Below are 24,780 nucleotides of genomic sequence, written 5' to 3'. Positions count from 1 at the left end.
AGTTTTCGCCGGCAAAAGTACACATCCTTACCGGTCAGGGGAGAAGTGGGGTTTAGCGGACGCCGCTGCATTCGGTGCTCACGCGCTGGTCTTCGATATCGACCTGGGCCCGCAGTCCCGTCAGGAGCTGCTGCGGTACGCGGTTGCGGCTGGTGGAGTTGATGGCCTGCCGCGCCATGGGGAGGCTGCCGCTGGAGCCCGTAGGCAGGTCGGAGAGGGGCACGACGAGGTACACCCCGTTCTCTCCCACGATGGGGCGGCTCACCTGGTTGGTCGCGGTCGACATGGCCGCGGCGATCACCTTGGGTTCGGTACCGATACCCTGACCGAGGGAGGTCTGGGTGAAGTTTACCGCGTTCAGCGTATCGACGGGCACGTCGTACTGGCTGGCCACGGCGGCCAGATCCATGCCCTGGATGGTCTCGGCGAGCTGTTCGCCCTTACGCTGGTTGCGTACGGTGGGAAGGATGGTTTCGCGAACCGCGGCCACGGGGGCGACGCCCTCGGGGAGGACGTTGTCGACGGCTGCCACCACGTACTTGTTTTCGTAGAAGAAGTTAGGGTCGGTGAAGGTGTACACGAAGCCGCTGACGTCACCTACGTCGGCACCGAAGGCCCAGCAGATCATGTCGCGCACGTCCTGTCCGGATCCCAGTGCGGGAATGTTGAAGGTTCCGATACCGAGGGGGGCGGTGGTACCCACCGTTAGGCCTTCCGACTGAGCGGCGTCCCGTACTTCCTGCAGGCTGCGCTTGCCGGTGAGGAATTCCTCGGCGCGGGCGCGGGCGGCGTCCTCCGTCTCCTTGCTCGGGACCATGGGCTCGGTGGCGTACGCTACTTTGACCCGCTCGGTGGTGGAGGCGCTGCGGCGGACGATCTCTACGAGTTGTACCCCGGAGGCGGTACGCACCTTGTAGAAGCGGCCGGGCTCACCCGTGATGAAGGCAAGGCGGTTGACAGCCGGCTCCAGCTGGCCGGGCGTAATGTTGGTCAGGATGCCATCGGTGGCGATGCTGCGGGGGTCGCGGTTGAACTCCGTGGCCAGCTCCCCGAATTTGCCCGGCTCGGCGTTCAGGACGGTCTGCAGGCTATCGATCAACTGGTTCGCGGTGGTGAACTGGCTGGGAATGGTTGCATTGCGGACGATGCGGCGAAGCGTAACGCTGTCGGCCATCTCGCGGCGGTCGATCAGCTTGACGAGGGCCATAATGGCTCCCTCCGTGAAGGGGCCGTAGACCTCGCCGACTTCCACCTCATTCATCACCACGTCGGCGATGGAGGGGGCCAGCTGATCCTCGGTGAGGAAGGTTCCCGTGTAGGAGCCGTTAGCCGTCAGGGCGAACAGGCTGTCGTCACGGACCGGGGTGTTGCGCCATTCGGAGGCCAGGTCGTTCATAAGGTTGCGCACGGAAGCCGAGTCGGCGTCGGTGGCGTCGACGGGAAAGGATACGTAAGCCAGTTGGCGGGTTTCCTCCAGGTTATTGAAGGCGCTGCGGTTGGCGTCGATGTAGTTCTGCAGGTCGGCGTCCGATACCTCGACGGCATCGTTGTCGAGCTCGTCAAAGGGGACGCGGACGATGGCGACCCGGCGATTGCCGGTCATGCCGTCGGCGTAGTCCTGGGCCATCCAGCTGGGGGCGTACATGGCCTTGGTGACCAGGGCGCTCAGCTTTTCCTGTAGGCGCTGGGTGCTCACGCGCCGGTTCTGGTACTTCCACAGATCCACGAAGTTGGGGGGCAGCTCGCCCGCCTCGATGGCGTCGTTGATGCTGTTCTCCTGGATGCGGGTTCGGACGCTGTTGAGCAGCTGCGCGTTCACCTGGCCGGTCTGGGGGTCGCCGTAGGTCTGGCGGATGACGGGGCTGTACCGGGGGCCGTAGGTCAGCTCCTCGAGCTCCGGCCGGGATACCTCGAGGCCGAGACGGTCAGTCTCGTTGGCTACCAGGCTTTCCGTGAGGTAGTAGCGCCAGAGGTTGTCGCGGCTCTGGTAGGCATCGTTGCTGGTGCCGGCCACGGAGAGGGTACGCTCGAAGTCGTTGCGCTCGATCTCCACCTCGCCCACGCGGGCCATCATGGCTTCGGCCGGGCCGATAGGACCGCTGTTGCCGCTGTTCATGATGTCGGAGAGCACGAACAGGAGGATGCCGCCGCCGATGAAGAGAAGGACCAGGATGGGGTTATTTCTAATCTTGCCAATCAGTGCCATAAATCGGATGTACGTTTAGCCCACCTAGTACGGATGGGGCCGCGAAGATACTATAATTTGTCTGGTCAAAAGTGGTCGGCCGCCTTACGCCATACGTCACCACCCGTCAAAAGGTGAGTAACTGGTGGTACACCTGGTCCACCGGCAGGCCCATCACGGTCGGGTAGGTGCCTACGATCCGGCGGATCTTGGCCAGGCCGATCCATTCCTGGATGGCGTACGAACCGGCTTTGTCGTAGGGCGCGCAGGTATCCACGTAGGTGCCGGTTTCCTCGGCGGTCAGGGTATGCATCTGCACCTGCGCCGCGCCGCTGAAGACCACTTCTTTTTCCCGGCTGCGCAGGCAGCACCCCGTGACCACGGTGTGCTCGCGGCCCGAGAGCCGCCCCAGCATTTCCAGGGCGTGGTCCCGGTCGCGGGGTTTGCCGAAGATTTCCCCGTCGAGGATCACCACGCTGTCGGCGGTAAGCAGCACTTCGTGGGCTGCGGCGAGCAGGTGCAGCGATCCTTCCGCCTTCAGCCGAGCCAGGTAGGGGGCTACGTCGCTGGCCGGGGTTTCGGGCGGATACACTTCCTCCACTTCGGCGGTCCGCAGGGTGAAGGGGATACCGGCCTGCGTGAGCAGCTGACTGCGGCGCGGCGATTTGCTGGCCAGGATCAGGGAGAGGTCGGGACGAAAATTCATGAGGGCAGTGGGGTTCCGAAGAGTTCGCGCTCCACGTCCTCGCAGAGGATATGGCCGAGCAGGAGGTGGCCCTCCTGGATGCGGGGCGTGTCGTGGCTTGGGATGTTGATGAGCACGTCGACCAGCGGGCCCAGTTCGCCCCCGCCGGCCCCGGTGAAGGCGACCAGGGTGCAACCGGCGCGTTTGCCGGCCACGGCGGCGGCGAGTACGTTGCGGCTGTTGCCGCTGGTGCTGAGGAGGAATACTACGTCTCCTGGGCGGGCCATGGCCGTGGTCAGCCGTGAAAAGGCGTGATCGTAGCCGTAGTCGTTGGCGACGGCGGTGAGGAAGCTGGTGTTGACGTGCATGGCTTCGGCGAAGAGGGGCGGGCGGTCCAGGTAGAAGCGTCCGCTCAGTTCGGCCGCCAGGTGCTGGGCGTCGGCCGCCGAGCCGCCGTTGCCGCAGAAGAGAACCTTGCCCCCCGCACGGAAGGTGGCGATGCAGGCTGCGGTCGCCCGGTCGAGCCGGTCCAGCAGGTCCGCGTCGCGGAGGATGGCTTGCTTGACGGCAATCGCCGCTTCGATACGTGCGCGGGGCATAGGCAGGGATTAAAATGCCGTAGGGCCAGGTGACTACCTGGCCCTACGGACTACAAAGCTACGACACGGTGGGCGTAGCCCTACTGCTTGACAAAGGTTTGCACCTTATGCTCGTCGCCCTCGATGATGCGGAGGCGGTAGAGGCCACTGGGCAGGTCACCGACGTTGAAGTCGGCACTCAGCTGCTCGCCGGCCTTGTCGAAGGTCAGTCGCTGCAGTTCGCGGCCGGCCACGTCGAGGATGGTGATATCCACCTGCCCGCTGTATGCGTCGTTCAGCGACAGGTTCAGGGTCGTGACGACCGGGTTGGGAAAGAGGGTCACGCCCTCGGCCATGTCCACCTCCGACGGGGTCTCCTCCTCCGTCGTGGAAGATTTCAGCGTGGAGGCACCGTTCATGGTGAACGTCGAGGACTGGGGGGAACAGCTGCCGACCGAGGGGCCCTTGCCGGTGGGGGCAATGGGGGACTGGGAGAGCAGGACCTTGTCGAGCAGCGTCCCGGTTTCCCGGTTGCCGATGTAGATATCGTGCCGGCCGGCCTTCAGGGATACCAGAACGACTTCTCCATCGTCGTTGACCTTTTCCCATTCGAACCCGCTGGTAATGATGTTCCTGCCGTTTTCGTCGGACCAGAATTCGATCCACTTGCCGTTGTCGATCTTCACCCAGAAGGAGTTACTGCCGGCATCGGGAGCATACATGCGCAGGTACAGGTAGTAGTCGCCGGCGGTCCCGGCGGTGTATTGGAAATGAATGATTTCGCTGCCCGAGCTCGGTGGCGTCATGGACGCCGTGCCGGTGGGCTCGAGGTAGGCACCGTTGGACGCTGAGGACGAGCGGCCCTCGTGCCAGGAGGCGCCGGCCGTGGCGCACTCCGCCTCCAGGTAATCGCTCTGGGGCACGTTGCTGGCGCCGCAGTTGATGGCGGTGCCGCCCTTGCCTTTAGGGGTGACTTTGGTGGTGGTCAGGTACAGCTTGTCGAGCATAGTACCGTCTTCACGGTAGGCGAATTCCAGCAGGTTATTGCCCTTTTTCAGGCTGAGGGATTTCTTGAACTTGTTCCACGTAAAGCCGGAGCCCGTAGAGATTCCCTCGCTCCACTTCTGCCAGGAGCCGCCGTTGATCCGGAACCAGTAGGAGTCGTCGGAGGCCGTCGGGGCATCCACCCGCGCGAAGAGGTTGTAATTGCCGTTTTCGGTCACGTTGAACGTCCAGCCGATCCGGTTCGCCGGTACGTCAGCGGGGGCCTTGTTGTGCGCGTTGCGGCCGAGCGCGACCACGTACGAACCCCCGGAGGCGGCGCTGGAACGTTTGGTCACCCAGTTGCTGCCGACGGTGGCGCATTCGGCCTCGAGCCAGAGCGCGTCGCCGCTTGCGGCAGCCCGGTCCTCCACTTCAATGGTGACTTCGCTGGAGTGGCTGGCGCCGTCGTCGTCCATGACGGTCAGGGTAACGTTGTAGGTCCCTGCGGACAGGGTGGTGCGCCCTTTCGATCCCGTGGCACCGCCGCCGTCCCATTTCCACTGGAAATTGGTGATGTCACCGTCGGGGTCGGAGGACTGGCTTCCGTCGAAGGTCACGTCCAGGGGAGCGAAACCCGACATCGGGGAGGCCAGGGCCAGGGCTACGGGGGGCAGGTTGGCGGGAGCGTAGCAGTTAGTAGCCGGCTCTCCATTTCCGGACGGGACGGTTTTGCCCTGGGTCAGGTAGATCTTGTCGAGCCGCGTGCCCGATTCCCGCAGGGCGATATCAATGGTATTGGTTCCCTCGCGGAGGTAGGGGGGCGCCTGCGTGAACTCGCTCCAGTTGAAGCCGCTGTTGCGGTTGATGTTACCCGTCCAGGCCACCCACTTCTGGTTGTTTACGCGGACCCAGTAGGAATCCGTCTGTCCGTCGCGTGCGTCGATGCGTCCGAAGAGGTTGTACTCTCCCTGGGTAACGTTATTAAGCGTGAATCGGATATAGCCATCTCCACCCTCGCCCGGGGCCGAACCGATCGAGCTGTGCCGGGAAACCACGTAGCCGTCGCCGCTGGCCGTGACCGAAGGGTTCGTTTGCCACATGCTGCCGACTTCGGCGCATTCGGCTTCCAGCCAGTACTCGTCGTAGCGAACGTAGTCGGAGGCGTTGACCTCGATGGTCACGAAGTCGGAGGATTTGGCTCCGGTATTGTCGGTTACCGTAAGCATTATCTTGTGGCTGCCTTCCGAAAACGTGACCGAAGGCGTCGGGCCGGTCGCGGTCACGTCATCCCAGGTCCAGACGTAGTCGATGATCTTACCATCGGGATCCTCGGAAAACAGGGCGTCAAAGTCAACGGCAAAGGGGGCCGTGCCGGTGAAGCTTTCGGCGTCGATGCGGGCAATGGGCAGCTTGTTGTTGTCTACTGTTTTGCATCCGCCGTCGTTCGCAAGTACCTCGATGATCCGCTGCCGAGCGCAATCCTTGGTGGACAGAATGTACACGCCCGGTACGGTGACCGAGGGTTCTTTCTTGTCTGAGGTGAATCCGTAGGGTCCGCTCCACCGGTAGTTCTTAGTGGAAACGTAGCCACGGAGCTTGGTTTTCTTCTTGCCGCAGTCCAGGACCCGGGCCAGGCCGTCGTTGTTGGCATCGACGGTACATCCCAGGCTAACGTCATCGACCGCCAGCGAAAACTCGGCGGAATCTTCCTTTCCTTTCGGATCTTTTCCCGTCACCTTGATCTGCAGAAAGCTGCCCCGGGCGTTTGAAGGGGCGTTGATGGTGAAGGCGCCGGTCTTGGCGTCGACGGTGATCCATTTGGGAAGCGCTTTGCCGTTGGTCAGGGTCGCGGAGAAGGTGAGGTCGGCCCGGTCGAAGGAGCCGTTGATCACGTACACGTGTTGGCGTTCCGCGGAAACCGTCAGCGCGGCGATTCCGTACTTGGTCTTTCCGAAAGCGGTGAGCGTAGAAGAACTCGTGAGTATTACGGCAAGAAGAATGAGCAGGGTAAGAAGGTTTCCGCCAAAGCGGGTAGGGCGAACCCGGGGGGTCCGCAGTGAATCAACTAATGCCATCCTTATAATCCTTTTTGTTATTCCAGTAGTGAAAGCGCCCCAAAGATAGTAGCTAGGTAGGTACAAAACCCGATGCCAAGGGCACGAATCCTCCGCGCACCGGATCACCCGGCCACATCCGCCGCGGCAGATATTGCGACTCCGCATCCCCCGATCACCGCGCATTGCTGTATATACAGGGGTTTCAGCTACACCAAACGTGTTTTAGATTCACTGCGGTGAATTTTAACTTGACAGTTCCATGACATTCTCAGATGTGTTAATGGTTTGGCACCGGCCGGTAGCTCCCCAACAAAGAACGGGGCCGCGTCGTAGACGCGGCCCCGTTCGGTGGCGAAAGGATAGTCCGGAAGCTACCTGAGCTTGACAAACGGGCGCACGATGCGACTGTCGCCTTCGATCACTTCCAGGCGGTAGGTGCCGGGAGCCAACTCGCGGACGTCTACCTGGGTGTTCCAGCTTCCAACGCTCTTCTCGAGCAACAGCTGCCGAACCGCACGGCCGGCCAAGTCGAAGACCCGGACGCGTACCGTACCGCTGTATTCACTATTGAGGAGGAACGAGAGGTCCCCCTGCGTCGGGTTGGGATACAGCGAGAGCGTGGTCGCCGTTACCGGGGTGACCGCCGAGGATGCCGGCCGCGCGGCTGCCGTCAGGGCCCGCGCCGTGCTGCCGCTGCAGTTGGTGGCCGCGGCACCTTCCCCGCCGGGGAGGGTACGGTTCAGCGACAGGTACAGCTTGTCGATGGCCGTACCGGGTTCGCGGTTCGCGATCCGGATGAGGTGGCTGCCGGCCGAGAGCGCGAAGGAGAGATCTACACCGTCGTTGTTGACCTTGAACCACTCAAAAGCATTCGTGAGGAACTGCCGGCCGTTCAGGTCGACCCACATCCGGGCCCAGTTGCCGTCGTCGATGCGTACCCACACCGAGTTGCTGGCGGGATCGGGAGCATCGAGGCGCAGGAAAAGGTGGTAGTTACCACGCTCGCTGATCTCCACCTGGTAGGTGACTTGCTGGACGGGGTCGTTCACCAGGGGTTCCTTCGTTTGCCGGTCGCCGGTGAACGTCACGTACTGGTCGTTCGAGGCGTCGGAAGCTCCGAACGTTTCCCATTGGCCGCCCGCGCTGCCGCATTCGGCTTCGAGCCAGAAATCGGTAGTTCCGCTGCCGACCGCTTCGCAGTTGGTGGCGGCTACCCCGGTTCCGGTGGGTACGGTGTTCTGACCGGTGACGAGGATCTTGTCGAGTTCCGCTCCGTCTTCGCGAAAGGCGAAGTCGACCGTATTGGTGCCGTCCTTCAGGGGCAGCAGGGTACCCGGCAGCTCATTCCAGAAAAAGCTGGTACCCCGCTCGATACCGGTGTACCACCGGTACCAGGCACCGTTGTTGACGCGCACCCAGAAGGAGTCGTCGCCGGCGTCGGCCGCGCGGATACGGGCAAAGAGGCGGTACTCCCCGGCCTTGCTGTTACTCAGGACGAAGCGTACCAGGTTCTCGGCATCGGCGGCAGGGGGATTGCGCAGTGCGTTAATTCCCTCCACGACGACGTAGCTACCGCCGGAAGCGGCGGCATCCGTTTCCTCGAGCCAGTTCGTGCCTACGCGGGCGCATTCGGCCTCCAGCCAGAAGTCCTGTCCGGTGGGAGAAGGAGGATCGGTGGGTTCCGGCTCGGGCTCGGGCTCGGGCTCGGGCTCCGGCTCCGGGTCCGTCGGATCGGTTGCGTCGGAACTTTCGACGGTCAGCGTAAAGCTTGAGGTGGTCTTCAGGTTGTTGTAGTCGGTAGCCGTCACCGCGATGGTGTACGAACGCCCGGCGGCGGCGTCGGGGGCAACGATGCGGAGGCTTCCGGTAGCGGCGTCGATAGAAATCCAGGACGGCAGGTTAGCGCCACCGGCCAGACGGGCCGAGTAGGTAAGCTTATTACCTGCATACCCCCGGTCAAAAAAAGCATCGACCGGGTAGACCTTGGTGACATTATCCGCGACCGAAATATCGCCAATCGGCTTGGAAGTAGGAACGGCCAGGGGCCGTACGTTGGTGATATAGAGCACGTTGTCGTTCCAGTCGCAGTTGCTGGATCCGGCTCCGCAGCCCGTGTTGATGTAGTCCATCAGTATGATGTACTCATTCGGAATATTTCGCCCCCGATTGTCGATGGCGCGGTAGGTCCGTACTCCGAGCAGGTCGGGGCTGACGCCCCCGAGGTAGCCACCGCCCTTGGTCGAATATCCGCCAACGATGATCTGAACGGGTTCGCCGAGCTTCGGGGCGCTTACTCCCGCGAGTTTACTGACGTTGCCGTCCAGGCGCGGCAGGATAGTCTGGTGCCATAGCCTGTCGTGGCTGAACGTTGCCCCGGCCGGGATCCGGGCCAGGTCGTCGCTGCGTAGTGCAACTCTAACGCCGCCGGGGGAGTGGAACGCCGCCAGCTGGAAAATTTGCATGTCCTTGGTAGGGTCTGCCTGTACGAACAGTTTGGAGAGCACAAGGTCACCTTCGCGGCCCGAATTGACCCGGCTGTCGGAGGGGTAGTCGGAGCTGGGGCGCGTCTGCACGTTGCCGTTGGCATCGAGGCCCATCATCGTCCCGAACCCGAACGTTTCGAGTATCTGCTGGGCGTTGATTTCGCTACCTCCTTCCAGGCCGCGCATGAAGCCCCCACGGAACGTGACGTTGACCGAGTTTGCATTGTCCGCGTTGCTGGTCAATACCAGCTTCTCCGTGTGGAGGGTGCGGGCCGTAACACCGGTGGTCACGAAATTCACGGTAACGTCAACGTAAGACTTGGCCGCCACCGACAGGCCGCCGGAACCGATACTGACGCCGGTAATGGTGAAGTTTTCGGTGCCGGTGGTGGTCAGCTTCGTAATCACCAGGGTACCCGTCCCGTCGTTGTGAATCCGCATTCGCTGGGATTCGGTGAATTTAACAATCTGCCCCTTGGAGTTGAGGCTGCGGTCGCTGCGGTGGAAAGCAAACCAGTCGTCGGCGGGAAAGCCGCGATTGGTGCCAGGCACCTTTGTCATGTTCTCAATTCGGACGATCGCTCCGCTGGCGGCACGGGGCGCGGCGGTGACGGGCGCCGCGAACCCGCAAAACAGTAAGACGAACATGAGGGGCACGGACAGCCAGGCCCGCCCCGGGGAACTAGACGTAATAGTCCAAAACATATGACTTTCAGGTTGGGGGGTCTAGTCGCTTACCCCGCAAAGCTACATTGTTCGATTGGTTTGGCAAGATTATTGCCAAACGTTAAAATTTAACGGTTCCCCCCGGCGGGGCCGTCGCTTGGACGAAGATCATCGCTATGAAAAATATATTGCATAATAAATCAGGTTATAGCGATTATAATTATAATGGTCCCTGTTTATTCGGCATAAAGTATTGTTCGCCAACGGTGAAATAGCGCCGGCGTATCCATCGCGACGTAGTAAATTCTCCCGCGAAGTTTTCTCAAGAAAAGCGGGGAAGCGGTCCCCCGCCCCGCGTTTCCCGCCGCGCTGCAGCCCGTGGGTGGGTACCTAGGCGGGTTGCGTCACCGAGAACAGGTACCGCTTCTTCTTGCCGTTTTCTACCAGGATATAGCGGCCGTGCAACAGGTCGGCGGCGGTGATGGTGGCGTCGGGGTCGGCGACCTTTTCCTTGTTGACCGCGATGGCGTTACCCTGTACGGCGCGGCGGGCCTCGCTTTTGCTGCTGGTCACCTCACTGTGGTCGGCCAGCAGGTCGAGCAGGGGCAGGGGCAGTAATCCTGCCGGTAGTTCAAAGGTCGGGATGTTGCCGCTCAGGGCGGTGAAGGCCTTCGTGTCGAGCCCGCGCAGGTCCTCCGGCGTGGCGCCGCGCCCCCACAGCAGGTGGGTCACCCGCAGGGCCGTGTTCAGGCCTTCGGCCCCGTGAATGCGCTCCGTCAGCTCGGCGGCGAGGGCGGTACGGATATCCGTCACTTCCCGGTAGCGGTCCTCGCCTCCGAGGTGTGCCTCGACGACGGCGCAGTCGGCCAGGATGTCTTCCTTATCGCGCAGGGAGAAATACTTGAGGTACTTGGCCAGGTCGGCATCGTCGGCGCGGAGCCAGAACTGGTAGAAATCGTAGGGGCTGGTAAGGTCGGGGTCGAGCCAGATATTGCCCTCGGCGCTCTTGCCAAACTTGCTGCCGTCGGCCTTGGTCAGCAGGGGAGTGGTGACGGCGTACGCCTTTCCCTCGAGGTTGCGGCGCACGAATTCGGTGCCGCTGGTAATGTTGCCCCACTGGTCGGAGCCGCCCATCTGCACGGTGACGTCGCGCTCGGCGTAGAGCTTCTGAAAATCGTAGCCCTGCAGCAGCTGGTAGCTGAATTCGGTGAAGGACATGCCGGTTTCCAGGCGGTTCTTTACGCTGTCCTTGCTCATCATGTAGCTGACCGTAAGGGTCTTGCCCACGTCGCGTAAAAAGTCCAGGACGTTCATTTCCCTGTAGAAGTCGAGGTTGTTAACCACGGTAACTCCGCCCCGCAAACCATCCGCCGCACCCGCGTCCGCGCCGCGCTGCAGCAGTCCCTCCATTTGCCGCTTCTGGTGGGCCAGGTTGCCGTCGAGTTCTTCGTAGGTCTTCAGGTCGCGTTCCTGCTCCTTGAAACTGGGGTCGCCGATGCGGCCGGTGGCCCCGCCGAAGAGCACGACCGCTTCGTGGCCGGCGCGCATCCAGTGCAGCAGCAGCATCACCTGCACGTAGTTGCCGATCGTCAGCGAGGGAGCCGTAGGGTCGAAGCCGATATAGGCCCGCCGGGGACCTTCGCTGAGGTGTTCCTGGATGCCGGGGGTCAGTTGGTGTAGCATGCCCCGCCATTCGAGTTCGGCGATGAAGTCCATATATAGTTGATTTTACCTGGTGAGTGGCCGCAAATATAGGGTGGCGTCGGTGCGCGGGTGCCGTGCATGCACCGGCCGGTTCGCCCCACCGGTTCCGGGGCCTGCGCAAAGCGCATTATCTTTAGCGCCGCAATGAATCTCCCCCTTTTTCTCGCCCGGGGCGTCGCCAAGGGCGGCAGCCGATCGATCAGCCGGACCATCATCGGTATCGCCGTAGCCGCCGTGGCTATTTCCATGGCGGTCATGGTACTGGCCAGCGCCCTGATCTCGGGGTTCAAGTCGGAAATATCGGTGAAGATCTTCGGCTTCTGGGGCCATATTCACATCACGGAGGAGCAAGCGGCCACCGACATCATGCTCACCTCGGAATTTCCCGTGAGCACCGACCAGGAGTTTTATCCCGGCCTGGAGGACCTCGGCCCCATCGAGTACCGCAATTTCGGCGATCCGCTGTCCTCCGACGGGGAACTGCTCCACACTACGGGCGGCGTGCGTCACATCCAGCAATTTATTCTTCTGCCGGGCATCATCTCCTCCTTTCAGGAAGGGGAGCGGCTGGCCGATACCGAGCCGTTGATCCTGAAGGGGATCGCCGAGGACTTCGCTTGGGAAGATTTCGGTCAGTACGTGATCGAGGGGGAGGAATTGCAGATCGTACCGGATACGACCTCGCGCGGTATCCTCATCTCCAACAGTACCGCCAAGCGGCTCCGTATCGGGGTGGGGGACCGCGTCGACTTCGTGTACTTCAGCGGCCTGCGGGAGGAAAAGACCCGTGCCTTCTCCGTACGCGGGATCTATAAAACGGGGCTTGAGGAGTACGACAGCAAGTTTGCCATTGTCGATATAAAGCAACTGCGCCGGCTCCTCAACTGGCAGGACGACCAGGTGGGCGGCTTCGAGGTGGTACTCGACGACATCGATGACCTCGATGCCTTTTCCGACTACATCCACTACGACGTGCTGCCGCAGAACCTCTACGCCGACAGCATCCGCAACAAGCTCCGCGAGCTCTTCAACTGGCTGGACATTCAGGACTACAACGGGATCATCATCCTGATCCTGGTGGTCCTGGTAGCGATCATCAACATGATGACGGCCCTGCTTATCCTGATCCTCGAGCGCACCAACATGATCGGTACGCTGAAGGCCCTCGGACAGGACAACTGGAGTATTCGGCAAATCTTTCTGTATTACGCCGGCTTCATCGTGGTGGTCGGCCTGCTTCTTGGCAACGTGCTCGGGCTCGGCCTCGCCTGGCTCCAGAAAACCTACGGCATCGTGCAGCTCGACGAGGAAAGCTACTACCTGGCCGTTGCCCCCATCAAACTGGAATGGCTGACTATCCTGGGCCTCAACGTGGGTACCTTCCTGGTGACCCTGCTGTTCCTCGTGCTGCCTTCTTACCTGGTGACCAAGATCGATCCGGTCAAGGCTATTCGGTTTAAGTAGGGTTGGTGGGTTGGTGCATTACTGAATTGGTGCGTTATTGCCCCTGCGATATGTCCCTCGCTACGCTCGGGTGTGTGGGGTTCCTGGTCGCTGATTACGCGACTTTGCATGTATGCATTGCGTACACAAGCCAACGGTGTACCGGATACTGCTCTCCCGCGACGGGCGGCAGGTACAAAGACCGGGCGTGCGTGATCCAGCTATACACACCCGAGCGCAGCGAGGAGCAACGCACCAACGTACCAATCAAGGGATCCAAACCAGCAATCCACTAGGCACCCGCGGCTCGAAGCGCGTGCTCTTCGGGGGCAGGGTACGTCCTTCCGCGACCTCCGAAAAGAAACGATCGCGGGCCAGGGGGAAGCCTAGCAGTTTGATTTTGTCGTCATCGGTGGGGTCAAAGAATACCTCGCTATCGGCCAGGGGGGGCGGGTCGACGGAGGTGATGCGGGAGTCGGTGCGTGTGTCGGTGATGCCGAAGACGGCGGGTAGTATGTGCTGGTTGATCCAGCCGGAGTCGGTATCCATACTACGGGTTTCGGGTCGGTGGAGGGCGAAGTACTGGTCGCGGTAGCTCAGCAGCCAGTGGTGGGGGCCGGTGGGGGGCAGCGCTCGGGGAAGGGGGCGGACCGTAAAATGATCGGCGAGACTCGCCAGCAGGTCGGCAAAGGGGCGGTCGCCGGGGTCGATCAGCCGCAGGAAGGTCCCGATGGTCAGTTCGTCGGCACCGACGACGACTACGGGGATGAACGCGCATTCGGCGTTGCCGCCGGCGGCGAGGAGGGCGTGCGTCTCCGCCCGGTGGTGACCGTCGGCGATCACGAGCGGACCGGGCAAATCCAGCGGGTCGGTACCATGACCCGGGCTGCTGCGTAGGCGGTAGAGGTGATTGTCGCCGTAAAAGATGACCTGCTCCGCATCCGGTTCATCCGCCGGGGCGGCCTGCGGCAGCGTAGGGACCGTAAGGAGGACCGGCTTGCCCAGGGCACCGCGGTCACTGGCTACCAACCGCTGTTGCCGCTCCAGGCGGGAAGTGAGAGTACGTTCGTGGGGCAGGACACTTCCGTTGGTGAAACAGCGGGCGGGCAGGAGGCCGCAGAGTCCGCGCGCGGTGCGACCGGTATCTCCGTTCCGGATGGTCAGCGAGGCGAAGACGGGGCCATCGGTGCCCGTAAAGGGGAAGGGGGACAGGTTCCGGATGCCGTGGCGGGTGACGGGCAATGCTTCCGTGATGCCGGGGGCAGGGTGAAAAAAGCGGGGGAAGGGCAGCAGGTAGGGCATGAGGTAGGCCGGAAAATTAAGTGCTGGCCGCCGAAAAAGAGAAAGGCGCGGCACAAGTGCCACACCTTTCCTGAACTAAACCCCAGTTATAAAAATTCTTCGGAAGCGGCGGGAAGCCGCTGTGAGTCTGCTGCAATATACGTGCAGTGGTTCAAATATATTGCGAAATAGCAGAAATTTCGCTTTTACAACCCCATGATTCTGTTTTTATCCCCCATGGGTGGGAATTATACCGAATCGTTAGGGCTGCACGTCGGCACCAAAATCGAACAGCAGGCTGAAGCGCAGGGTGTTGTCGAGGGGGTTGCGCTGGTTGCTGGTGGGCACCAGGTAGCTAAGGTTGATGCCGAAGATATTGTACTTCAGGCCAAGTCCGGTGGTGAGGTAGCGTCGACCGCCCTTGGTCTGGTCTTCGTGGAAGTACCCGGCCCGCACGGCGAACTGCTGGGCGTACCAGTACTCCGCCCCCACGCTGAAGGTAAACTCGCGCAGTTCCTCGTCGAAGCCGTCCGGTGCGTCGCTGAAGCTGGTCAGGATACCCGAAATCGGGGAAAGATCGTCGATCTGGGACTGGGTGCGGGGGCAGTTGGCGGTACCGTTGCAGGGGGTAGGGACGAGGAGCTTGTTGGTCTCCGCGGTAATGGTGATCTGGTTGTACTGGTCGAGGTTGAAGGTGTAGGCGGCACCCACGGCCAGGTTGGCGGGCAGGAAGTCGCGGATGGTATCCAGGGTGTAGGCGATCTTATTACCGACGTTGGTGATGGCGCCGCCGATCGACAGGATGTTGCCACTGGGGCCGATGGGCTCGCTGCGGTAGTTGACCCCGATGTCGGCGGCAACGGCCTGGCCGGCCTCGATGATCTGGCCCTGTACCTGCTGGCCGGAGGCCAGGTTGGAGTTGATGTACTTGCCGGTGATGGACAGGCCCAGGTTCGGGGTAAGGCGGCGGGCGTAGGAGGCGGCGATCTCGAATTCGTTGGGCTTGCCGGTACCCAGCGAGGTGTTATTCTCGTCGGTATACTGGATGTCGCCCAGGCTGAAGTACCGAAGGCTTACGCCCAGGGCCTGGTTCTCGTCCAGCTTCTTAAAACCGCTGACGTAGGCCAGGTAAACGTCGTTGAGGCCCAGGGCCTGCAGCCAGGGGGTGTAGGTAGCGCTGAGGGCCAGGTCCTCCTCGGAGAAGGCCAGGCGGCTGGCGTTGTAGTGCATGGCGTTGGCGTCGGGGCTGAGGGCGACGCCGGCGTCGCCCATAGCGGCACCGCGGGCGTCGGGGGCAATACGCAGAAAAGGCACTGCGGAAACAACCGTATTGACGCAGGGGCCGCCGGTGCCGGGTTGCATGGCGCCGTTGGGGCCCTGGACACAGGCCCCGATCTGGGCGTACGCGGACGGGCCGGTAGCGCAAACGAAGGCCAGGCAGAGAAGGGTAGACAGTAGTTGTTTCATAAATTGATTGAAGTTCCGACGTAAGTAGCGGGCAGACCGGGGGCCGGCCGCCGCGCGGAGGTAAGACCACCCAAACGCGGCCGGACGTGGCCTTATTTTGGACGGGCGGCTTAGATTTCCCCGGGCCGGGGTGAAACCGCAGGGCAAATTACGGTTACTCCAGCGAGTATCGCTCACCGTAACCCCCCACGTATGTCCCCCTTCCGCCTAATTCTATACGTCGTAACCGTCCTCAGCGGTTCCGCCCTCCCGGCTCAGATTGAGTATAACCCCTACGGCGGCCTGCTCACCGGCACGGAACGGCTCACTTTCGTATCGCCGGTCGATGCGGTAGAGGTGTACGAAAGTTCCGACTGGGTGGGGGGTGTCGATCTCCTGTTCGGCTCCGGGCAGTGGGCCCCGCTTGCCGGGGTGCTGTACCGGGCGGGCAGCTACGACGGCCCTGCGGGTGACGGGCTGGCCTACCACCGGCTTTACGTGCCGCTAGGCGTGGCGTATCGCCTGCTTACGCCGGACTTCGACATCAACCTGGTACCGCACGTGGCCATTGCCCCGGGGCTGGTGCTGGGCGACGATACCAACCTGAGTACCGACCCCGACCTGCACTGGAACGGGCGGGCGGGCGTACGGCTATACCTGGATTTCGTATCCCTGGGCGTCGATTACCTGCGGGCCTTCACCACGCACTTTCCGGACGGCAGCGGGGAGAAACCGGGGCGGCTCGTACTTTCCCTGGGGCTGCGCTGGTAAGGGGAGTGGTGGTAAATCCTTGCGGTTGCGCCGTGAAGTGTTACCTTGCCGGCCGGCCGGGCGAGAATGTCGCAGAACTTGCGTAAGTAAACCTTTCGGGCTTTCTTTGCGGCCGCATTAAATCACAAAAGCCACCTCCCACTATGGCAAGTATTGAAGAAAAAGTAAAGCAGATCATCGTTGACAAGCTCGGCGTTGACGAATCTGAAGTCACGAAGGATGCCAGCTTCCAGAACGATCTGGGCGCCGACTCCCTCGACACCGTCGAACTCATCATGGAGTTCGAAAAAGAATTTGACATCAGCATCCCGGACGAGCAGGCGGAAAACATCCAGACCGTCGGCCAGGCCGTGACCTACCTAGAAAGCAGCGTGGAGAAGTAACGCTCCGCCGCCGTTTTCCCGCCGCCGCCCGATTACCCCTCCAGGTAGCGGGCGGCGGTTTTTATTTTAGCCCTATCAGCCACAGCTATACCATGAAGCGAGTAGTCATCACCGGCATTGGCGCCCTGACCGCCATTGGCAATTCCGTCCCCGAGTACCTCGAAGGTCTCCGTACCGGCGCCAGCGGCGCCGGCCCCATCACCCAGTTCGACGCCGAACCCTTTAAAACGCAGTTTGCCTGCGAGGTCAAGGACTGGGACCCCTCCACCCGCGTGGACAAACGCGAGGCCCGCCGGCAGGACCGCTATACCCTCATGGCGCTCTACACCGCCAGCGAAGCCCTGGAGATGGCCGGCCTCCTCGATGCGGAAGGCAACACCACCGCTGCCGTCGATGCCGACCGGGCCGGCTGCATCTGGGCCAGCGGCATCGGTGGCCTGCGCTCCCTCGAGGAACAGATCGAGATCCACGACGCCGGCAACGGTACCCCCCGCTATAACCCCTTCATGATCCCCCGGATGATCGCCAACATGGGCGCCGGTCACATTAGTATGCGCTACAACCTGCGCGGCCCCAGCTACGCTACCGTAAGCGCCTGCGCCTCCGGGGGGCACGCCCTGGCCGCCGCGGCCGACGACATCCGCCTCGGCCGCGCCGACGTGATGGTCACCGGCGGTTCCGAAGCCGTGATCACCAAGGTTGCCATTGGTGGCTTCAACTCCATGAAGGCCCTCAGCACCCGCAACGACGACCCGGCGACCGCCTCCCGTCCCTACGACGCGGACCGCGACGGATTCGTTCTCGGGGAAGGCGCGGGCGCGCTCGTCCTCGAGAGCCTCGAGCACGCTCAGGCCCGCGGGGCTACCATCCTCGCCGAAGTAGCCGGCTACGCCGCCAGCTCCGACGCCTACCACATCTCGGCACCCCACCCCGAGGGTATCGGCGCCAAACTGGCCATGGAGAACGCCCTCAAGGACGCCGGCCTGCGCGCCGAGGACGTAGACTACATCAACACCCACGGTACCTCCACCCCGCTGGGTGATACCGCCGAGCTGAACGCCATCAAGCTGGCCTTCGGCGATGCCGTCTACGACCTCAACATCAGCTCGACCAAGTCCATGACCGGACACCTGCTCGGGGCCGCCTCGGCCATCGAGTCGATCGCCTGCGTACTGGCTATCCAGCACAGCTTCGTGCCGCCGACCATCAACCACGTTACCGACGATCCCAACATTGATCCCGAGCTCGACCTCACCTTCAACCACGCCGTGGAACGGCCCGTCGAGGTGGCCCTGAGCAACACCTTCGGGTTTGGCGGTCACAACTCTGCTACTATCTTTAAGCGATTTTCCGAATAGCTGCGTTATACAGGCAGCACTTCGCGCTTTAAGCTAGTATATCTCTTGCCTCATCTTGTGATAAAGACCGTACGAAGGATTTACAACCGGTATTTCTCCGAAGAGAAAGAACTGACGCGCCGACTGCGCCGTTTGCTGGGCTTTACCCCGGCCTATCTCAACGTGTTCAAGCTTGCCTTCGCCCACAAGAGCAGCAACGATGGCAACCGCAAGCAACCCTACGGCGGGCAGAACAACGAGCGGCTGGAGTTTCTGGGCGACGCGGTGCTCGGCACCATCGTCGCCGAGTACCTCTACAAGAAGTATCCTACGGCCGACGAAGGCTTCCTTACCAAGATGCGGTCCAAGATCGTCAAGCGCAAGAGCCTGAACGCCATCGGGTACGATATGGGACTCGACGAGATCCTCAGTACCTACAACAACACCCGCATCGCCCGGTCCATGCTCGGCAACGCCGTGGAAGCGCTGGTAGGGGCCGTCTATGTCGAGCGGGGGTACGTGGGCACTACCCACTTCGTGGTGCAGCGGATGCTGCGCGACTACGTCGACATCGAAACCCTCGAAACCTACGACGACAACTACAAGAGCCAGCTGCTCGAACATTGTCAGAAAAACGGACAGAAGGTGGACTACGAAATCCTCAAGCGGTTCAAGCAGGACAAGCGCGACCGCTTCCGCGTGGCCGTGACCATCAACGGTCGCCGCATGGCCGTCGGCGAGGACTTCAACAAGAAGAGCGCCGAGCAACAGGCGAGCCGGCGGGCCCTCAAGGACCTGGGCATCAGTTCGGGGGTGTAGCCAGGACCCGCCCGCACAATATGCCGGGGCCGGATTCCGTCTTTGGCGCGTACCGGCGTACCTCTGGTGATTGACCCGTTCACCCTGCCTCCACGACCCGACTATGAACCTCCCTACCTCCCGCTGGCCCGTCTACCTCGCCCTCGTCGGGGGAGTGATCGTGGTGGCTTCCGTGTGGTACACCAACCGCCTGGCCAACCAATTGTCGGTTATCGAGGAAAACTACGTTCGCTTTTACGAGGCTTCCATGCGCGACATCAACAACTTCGACGGCAGCGACGTCGCCGAGGACGTGTCGACCCAGCAGGCCATTATCGAGAACAACACCACTATCCCCGCCATCTGGGCCCTGCAAAGCGGGGGATACGTGGAGGCCATCAACTGGGGCGGCCGGGAAAGTGACACCACCTACATCCTCGAGCAACTGGATAACCTAAAGGCCAACGGTAAGCCTCCCGTGGAGATGCCCTACGGCGGCCTTATGTACTTCGGTACCAGTACCCTGATTCAAAAGCTGCGGCTCTTCCCCTACATTCAGCTGGCCCTCATCGGCACCTTCGTCGTGATCGGTGTCTTCGGCATCAACCAGGCCCGCCGCGCCGAGCAGAACCGCGTGTGGGTCGGCATGGCCAAGGAAACCGCCCACCAACTCGGTACCCCCATCAGTGCCATCATGGGCTGGGTGGAGCACCTCAACCTGATGTACAGCGACGACAGCGACCTGATGGAGGTATCCGGCGAACTGCAGAAGGACGTACTCCGCCTGGAAATGGTAGCCAACCGCTTCAGTAAGATCGGCGCCACGCCCGAGCTGACACCCGTCAACATCTACGCCGAGCTCGACTATTGCCGCGCCTATATGGAAAAGCGGGCCCCCCGCCGCGTCACCTTTGACTTCCCGTCGGCCGCCGACGGTAACCTGCCGGTAGCCATCAATTCTCTACTATTCGACTGGGTGATCGAGAACCTCCTGCGGAACGCCCTCGATGCCATGGACGGACAGGGGAGTATCAGCAGCCGCGTGCGGGAAAAGGACGGGAAGGTGATCATCGACATTACCGATACCGGCAAGGGTATCTCCGCCCGCAACGTGCGCCGCGTCTTCAATCCCGGATTTACGACTAAGAAACGCGGGTGGGGACTCGGGCTCAGCCTCGTCAAGCGCATTATCGAGGAATACCACCAGGGCCGGATTTCCGTCCTGTCGTCCGAGCCGGGCCGGGGCACCACCTTCCGCATCGTACTGCCGCGCGCCCCCCAACCTACGTCATGAAGCAGGATACCATCATCGCCGTCGCCACGCCGCCCGGGGAGGGAGCCATTGGCATCGTCCGACTCAGCGGGCCGGACAGCCTGACCCTGGTCGACCCCTTTTTCCCGTCCCGCAACTTGCTCACGGCGAAGCCCCGGCGGGCCTACTTCGGGGAACTGCTCGACCCCGAGGGGGCACCGATCGACGAGGTGGTTGTGACCTGCTACCGGGCGCCGGCCTCCTATACGGGGGAAGACGCCGTCGAGATCAGCTGCCACGGCAGCCCCTATATCCTGCAGCGCATCCTCCAATTGTGCGGGGACGCGGGTGCAAGGCCCGCCGGGCCCGGAGAATTCAGCCAGCGGGCTTTTCTCAACGGCAAGCTCGATCTGAGCCAGGCCGAGGCCGTGGCCGACCTGATCGCCTCCCGCTCGGCCGCCGCACACCGCGTAGCGCTGGGGCAGTTGCGGGGCGGCGTCAGCCACGAAATCGACGACCTGCGCAAACGCCTGATCGACTTCGCCAGCCTGATCGAGCTGGAACTTGACTTCGGCGAGGAGGACGTGGAGTTTGCCGACCGCACCGAACTGGCCGAACTGGTCGCCGCCATCCGGACTCGCATTGACGCGCTCACCACTTCCTTCCGCCTCGGCAACGCCATCAAGGAGGGGGTGTCTACGGTGATCGCCGGCCGCCCCAACGCCGGTAAATCCACCCTGCTGAATGCGCTGCTCAACGAGGACCGCGCCATCGTCTCCAACATCCCGGGCACGACCCGCGATACCATCGAGGCCGCCGTCAACATCGGGGGTATCCAGTTTCGGCTCGTCGATACCGCCGGTATTCGCGACGCGACGGACACCATCGAGGCGATGGGGGTGGAGCGAACCCTCCAACAGGTCGCGGTGGGGCACCTGCTCGTCTACGTTTTTGACGTAGTGGAGACCGGCCCGGCAACGCTCGCCGCCGACCTCGACCGCCTCTACCGCGAGGACCTCGAACTCGTGGTAGTGGCTAACAAGATGGACCTGAACCCCTACACCAAGTACAGCCACTACTTCGGCGAGGACTACGCCGGCCAGTGGTCGGTACCCCAGGAGCGCTTCATTCCCATGATCGCCAGCGAGCGCAGTAACCTGCAGTACCTGCGTGACACCCTTCTCGGTGTAGTCACCGACGGTAAGGGAGGCATAGACGCGCAGGAGGTCATCCTCAGCAATGCCCGCCACTACGACGCCCTGCGCCGCGCCGATGCCGCCCTGCAGCGGGTAGGGGAGGGGCTGGCCACCGGCCTGAGCCAGGACTTCGTGGCCATGGACATCCGCCAATCCCTCCGCGACCTCGGTGAGATCACCGGCGAGATCACTACCGACGACCTGCTGGGGAATATTTTTTCCAATTTCTGCATCGGCAAATAAGTACCCGCCCCCACCCGGGACCCAATCCGATTTCTCGGGTGGTGATGCGATCGAATAATTTTTCTACCTTAGTAGCGTTTCGAAACCACGGTCAACTACTTCAGCGTCCGTCGGTTAACTTCTTGAATAAAGGTTGCAAATTGAATACAGGTAATTTTGAAAGACTGAGCGCTGGCGCTCCCGATCCCGCGCAGGGCGAAGAGCAGCCCGCCGAGGGGCATCGGGCCCCCGTAGCGAAATCCCACACCGCCGCGCAGCGACAGCAGGAGGAATTCCGGCGCAACCGGGACGAAAGCCTGCAACTTTGTGATGCATTCCAGGCGTTCTACGCCGCACATGCCGCCTACCAGCTTGACCTTTGACCGTTTCCACGTTTACGCCCTGCGCGCCGACTTTACCCTTCCCTTCCACTACGTGGTCTGCCTGTCCAGTACGGCGCTGAACCACCGGCACGAGGTCAAGAACCTATCTTTTCTTCCCGTTATCGACGCCGGCCCCCACGCCGACCGCGACCCCTTTCGGGTACCGCTGGTTCCAACGCCGGGGGGAGTGACCCGTCTTCCCCACCGCATGTATGCGGCCGTCGACGCCATTCAGTCCATCAACAAAGCCGCCCTGCAACCCGCCGCGCTGGGGCGCCTGCAGCCGGTAGAGGAGCGTGAAGTCCGGGAAAAGCTCGCAAATTGGCTGGGGCTCGACTGAGGGCTGCCAAAAAAAAGCCCACCTGAGCGGGTGGGCCTGATATACACTCAAAACGTCAAACCTAAATTTCTTACGCATCCAGCCGGTGGAGGCCAAGGGTCTCGATCATGCGGATGAGCTTATCGGCGTAGCGCGGGTCGGTGGCGTAGCCGGCTTCACTGAGGCCCCGGGCCCAGCCGCGGTAGTCGGTGGGGTCGAGGCGGAAGAGTTTTCGGTAGCGGTCCTTCTTCAGCAGATCGCTGTGTGCCCGGTAGCTTTCTTCCGGCGAACGGAAAATGCGGAAGAAGTCCTTGTGGTGATCGTCGCTGTGGTTGCTGCAGTGGCCCGCCTTACAGCTCTTGCTGAAGCACTTCAACCCGAAGTGGTTGTTGTTTTTCGTCGCCAGGGTGCTCCGTCCGATGCCGCTCTCCAGCAAACCCTGGGCCAGGGTGATACTGGCGGGGATGCCGGATTTGCGCATTTCCCGCAGGGCGATGTCCTGGTAAGCTTCTACGTAGGCCAGCTGCTCAAGTTCGCGGGCTGACCAGCTGCGATTGCCCCCTGTAAAGGAAGCAAAACTGGCGGTCGCGGCGTCCGTCGCTGGCCGGTCGAAGACGGAAGCGGAACGCAGGCCGAACAGGTCACCGCCGTTGAGGCTGAGGGAGAAGCTCAGTTCGTTGCGGGTGACCAGGATACCCAAAACCAACAAGACGGACAGCTTGGTCCAGGGGCTGGTCACCTGCCGGTGGATCCGGCGGTACAGGTCCTCGAGGTAGACGCGCCACGTGCGGGGGATGGGAAGATTCATGCGGTAGTATTATCTCGGGCCACAAGGTACGGCATCCCGTTTTACAATTCCAATAAAACCAACAAATAGTTTTAAATAGAGCAGGTCCCGAACAATGACGCTTTAACGTCGCCTTACGACCCCGCCCCGGTACCTACCCGTATCTTCGCCGCCTAACATAACTGAACCGACCTATGCGCCACTTCCTTCTTACCGCCGCCCTGGCCTTTGCCTGCTTCTCGCTCCAAGCCCAGCAGTATGGTCACCTCAATTTCGGTAACCTCATCGCCCAGATGCCTGGTACGGAGGCGGCCGACAAGGAACTGGAGACCTACGGCAAGCAGTTGACAAAGCAGGGAGAGGAGATGGTCAACAAACTGCGGCAGCGCGTCACCGACATCGAAACCCAGGTAGACGACCTGCCGCCGGTCGAGCTCGAGAAACTGCGGGCCGAACTTGACGGTGAGCGCCAAAAGATCATGCAGTTCGAGCGGCAGATGCAGTCCGACGTCGCACGCAAGCGCCAGGAACTTTTGGGGCCCATCCTCGAAACGGCCCGCGCCGCCGTGACCCAGGTAGCGGAAGAGAAAGGGTACCTGTTGGTCTTCGATACTTCCCAGTTCAATACGGTATTGTACGCGGAGGATGCCGTCGACCTGATGCCCTTGGTCAAGGCGAAGCTGGGGCTTTAAACCGCTTGTAGAACCTACGTCGCGACCGGTCCAGCAGCCGGATCACGTCTTCCGTAAAGACGAATCCCACCACCTCGCCGGCTTCGTATATCGCCGCGCCGTATACGTTGGCCGCTACGATGCGCTCGGTAAGTTCCAGCAGGTTGTCGTCGCGCCTTCCGGTGATAAACTCCGCTTCGTAATAGAAGGACACCGGGTGCTCCCGCACCGCCTCCCGCTGCAGTACTTCCCGTTCCACGAAACCACTCAGTTGGTTGTAGTTGTCGTACACCGGCAGGACCTTCGCGTCGGTGCCGGAGAAGAGGGCCCGCGCCCGGAACACGGGGTCTGCCGCGTACAGTCGCGGGGTACCGACCGGCCGCAGTACGTCGTCGAGTTCGCTGCGCGATAGCCTCCGCCTTTGCCACCCCCGGTTGAGCTCGATGGTCGAAAAGGAGACGATGAATAGCGCACTGAGCCCGAGGAGCGGATCGCCCAGGTAGAAGGACAAGCCGATCAGTCCGCCCCCCACCACGATGCCCAGGAGCGTCGTGACCACCGTTGCCCTACGCTCCCCGAGCGCACCACGGAGGACAGCGCGCAGAATACGACCACCGTCCAGGGGGTAGGCGGGCAACAGGTTGCCAATCGCCAGGACGGCATTGACGGCCAGCGTGATACCGAGCAGTTGCTCCGTCAGGCTGGGCAGTACCACCAGATTTCCGAAGGGGTTGAGGTAAAAACGCAGCAGGTAGGCACCGTTCGGTTGCCACAGCAGCAGGGGCAGGGCCACCACCGCCAGCAGGATATTGGCCAGGGGGCCGGCGGCGTAGATCAGTACCTGGTCGAAGGTTCGTGCGGGCTCCTCCGGGATCAGGGCCCCGCCACCGAGCGGAAACAGTACGATCTTTTCGGCGTGTACCCCCCGCGCCCGGGCCGTCAGCGCGTGCCCGAGCTCGTGGATCAACACGAAGAGGAACAGCAGCGCGCTGATTCCCGACCACCACTGCACCTGCGTCCAGCGCAGCCCCGTTTGCGGGTGATAGGCGTAGAAGAAGATCGCCGCCGGAACGAGTAGGAAGGACCAGTGCAACTCGGTAGGTACCCCGAAAATGCGGCCGATGCGCCAGGTGCGAAACAAGATGCGTG

At 62.0% G+C, this 24,780-nt stretch carries 20 protein-coding genes; 9 read left to right on the top strand and 11 right to left on the bottom strand.

Going from position 1 to position 24,780, the window contains the following annotated elements; genetic code table 11:
- Positions 1–52: 52 nt before the first annotated feature.
- From DQG19_RS05100 to tyrS, 6 genes are all read right to left on the bottom strand, one after another.
- Positions 53–2,206 carry a SurA N-terminal domain-containing protein gene (locus DQG19_RS05100; RefSeq protein ID WP_116125104.1) on the bottom strand — a complete coding sequence of 718 codons (2,154 nt, stop codon included), beginning with the start codon at positions 2,204–2,206 and terminating at the stop codon, positions 53–55.
- Between the two features lie 106 nt (positions 2,207–2,312).
- Positions 2,313–2,891, bottom strand: coding sequence for a Maf family protein (locus DQG19_RS05095; RefSeq protein WP_116125103.1), 579 nt, complete (start codon positions 2,889–2,891; stop codon positions 2,313–2,315).
- Complete coding sequence (locus tag DQG19_RS05090) at positions 2,888–3,469, bottom strand: SIS domain-containing protein (RefSeq protein WP_116125102.1); 582 nt, start codon at positions 3,467–3,469, stop codon at positions 2,888–2,890. The genes DQG19_RS05095 and DQG19_RS05090 overlap by 4 nt, the downstream gene beginning before the upstream one ends.
- An 80-nt stretch (positions 3,470–3,549) precedes the next feature.
- On the bottom strand, positions 3,550–6,507 hold the full coding sequence (locus tag DQG19_RS05085) for a PKD domain-containing protein (RefSeq protein ID WP_116125101.1): 2,958 nt from the start codon (positions 6,505–6,507) through the stop codon (positions 3,550–3,552).
- Positions 6,508–6,860: 353 nt separating this feature from the next.
- Positions 6,861–9,677, bottom strand: coding sequence for a putative Ig domain-containing protein (locus tag DQG19_RS05080; RefSeq protein WP_116125100.1), 2,817 nt, complete (start codon positions 9,675–9,677; stop codon positions 6,861–6,863).
- A 351-nt stretch (positions 9,678–10,028) separates the two neighbouring features.
- A complete protein-coding gene (gene tyrS / locus DQG19_RS05075; RefSeq protein WP_116125099.1) occupies positions 10,029–11,354 on the bottom strand; it encodes a tyrosine--tRNA ligase in 1,326 nt (441 codons plus the stop codon).
- 132 nt (positions 11,355–11,486) lie between these two features.
- Here tyrS and DQG19_RS05070 point away from each other — a divergent pair, with 132 nt between their 5' ends.
- Positions 11,487–12,806: an ABC transporter permease gene (locus DQG19_RS05070; RefSeq protein ID WP_116125098.1), complete on the top strand. Its 1,320-nt coding sequence runs from the start codon at positions 11,487–11,489 to the stop codon at positions 12,804–12,806.
- Between the two features lie 246 nt (positions 12,807–13,052).
- Here the strand turns inward: DQG19_RS05070 and DQG19_RS05065 are convergent, their stop codons facing one another.
- Complete coding sequence (locus tag DQG19_RS05065; RefSeq protein WP_116125097.1) at positions 13,053–14,087, bottom strand: DUF1015 family protein; 1,035 nt, start codon at positions 14,085–14,087, stop codon at positions 13,053–13,055.
- A gap of 240 nt (positions 14,088–14,327) precedes the next feature.
- Positions 14,328–15,533: a type IX secretion system outer membrane channel protein PorV gene (gene porV, locus DQG19_RS05060; RefSeq protein ID WP_157974327.1), complete on the bottom strand. Its 1,206-nt coding sequence runs from the start codon at positions 15,531–15,533 to the stop codon at positions 14,328–14,330.
- Between the two features lie 192 nt (positions 15,534–15,725).
- Here porV and DQG19_RS05055 point away from each other — a divergent pair, with 192 nt between their 5' ends.
- The 6 genes from DQG19_RS05055 to mnmE all read left to right on the top strand — a co-directional run bounded on the left by DQG19_RS05055 (position 15,726) and on the right by mnmE (position 21,492).
- Positions 15,726–16,283, top strand: coding sequence for a hypothetical protein (locus tag DQG19_RS05055; RefSeq protein ID WP_116125096.1), 558 nt, complete (start codon positions 15,726–15,728; stop codon positions 16,281–16,283).
- A 143-nt stretch (positions 16,284–16,426) separates the two neighbouring features.
- Positions 16,427–16,666 carry an acyl carrier protein gene (locus DQG19_RS05050; RefSeq protein WP_116125095.1) on the top strand — a complete coding sequence of 80 codons (240 nt, stop codon included), beginning with the start codon at positions 16,427–16,429 and terminating at the stop codon, positions 16,664–16,666.
- A gap of 92 nt (positions 16,667–16,758) precedes the next feature.
- Positions 16,759–18,024: a beta-ketoacyl-ACP synthase II gene (gene fabF / locus DQG19_RS05045; RefSeq protein ID WP_116125094.1), complete on the top strand. Its 1,266-nt coding sequence runs from the start codon at positions 16,759–16,761 to the stop codon at positions 18,022–18,024.
- A 57-nt stretch (positions 18,025–18,081) separates the two neighbouring features.
- Positions 18,082–18,822, top strand: a complete 741-nt coding sequence (gene rnc / locus DQG19_RS05040) for a ribonuclease III (RefSeq protein ID WP_232826440.1) — start codon at positions 18,082–18,084, stop codon at positions 18,820–18,822.
- Between the two features lie 103 nt (positions 18,823–18,925).
- Complete coding sequence (locus DQG19_RS05035; RefSeq protein WP_198661652.1) at positions 18,926–20,095, top strand: sensor histidine kinase; 1,170 nt, start codon at positions 18,926–18,928, stop codon at positions 20,093–20,095.
- Complete coding sequence (gene mnmE / locus DQG19_RS05030; RefSeq protein ID WP_116125093.1) at positions 20,092–21,492, top strand: tRNA uridine-5-carboxymethylaminomethyl(34) synthesis GTPase MnmE; 1,401 nt, start codon at positions 20,092–20,094, stop codon at positions 21,490–21,492. Before DQG19_RS05035 ends, mnmE begins: the two co-directional genes overlap by 4 nt.
- A gap of 95 nt (positions 21,493–21,587) precedes the next feature.
- On the opposite strand, the gene DQG19_RS05025 is transcribed toward mnmE, so the two are convergent.
- Positions 21,588–21,794: a hypothetical protein gene (locus DQG19_RS05025; protein WP_157974326.1), complete on the bottom strand. Its 207-nt coding sequence runs from the start codon at positions 21,792–21,794 to the stop codon at positions 21,588–21,590.
- A 49-nt stretch (positions 21,795–21,843) separates the two neighbouring features.
- Between DQG19_RS05025 and DQG19_RS05020 the strand changes: the two genes are divergently transcribed.
- Positions 21,844–22,194, top strand: a complete 351-nt coding sequence (locus tag DQG19_RS05020) for a hypothetical protein (protein WP_157974325.1) — start codon at positions 21,844–21,846, stop codon at positions 22,192–22,194.
- A 70-nt stretch (positions 22,195–22,264) separates the two neighbouring features.
- On the opposite strand, the gene DQG19_RS05015 is transcribed toward DQG19_RS05020, so the two are convergent.
- Positions 22,265–22,981, bottom strand: coding sequence for a glycoside hydrolase family 73 protein (locus DQG19_RS05015; protein ID WP_116125090.1), 717 nt, complete (start codon positions 22,979–22,981; stop codon positions 22,265–22,267).
- Positions 22,982–23,154: 173 nt separating this feature from the next.
- On the opposite strand from DQG19_RS05015, the gene DQG19_RS05010 reads away from it, so the two are divergent.
- A complete protein-coding gene (locus DQG19_RS05010) occupies positions 23,155–23,652 on the top strand; it encodes an OmpH family outer membrane protein (protein WP_116125089.1) in 498 nt (165 codons plus the stop codon).
- Here DQG19_RS05010 and DQG19_RS05005 read toward each other — a convergent pair.
- On the bottom strand, positions 23,630–24,772 hold the full coding sequence (locus DQG19_RS05005) for a M50 family metallopeptidase (protein ID WP_157974324.1): 1,143 nt from the start codon (positions 24,770–24,772) through the stop codon (positions 23,630–23,632). The genes DQG19_RS05010 and DQG19_RS05005 overlap by 23 nt on opposite strands.
- Positions 24,773–24,780: the final 8 nt, after the last annotated feature.

The sequence above is a fragment of the Lewinella sp. IMCC34183 genome (genome assembly GCF_003390915.1).
Classification (GTDB): domain Bacteria; phylum Bacteroidota; class Bacteroidia; order Chitinophagales; family Saprospiraceae; genus Neolewinella.
This window is presented reverse-complemented; position numbering and strand designations above follow the sequence as displayed.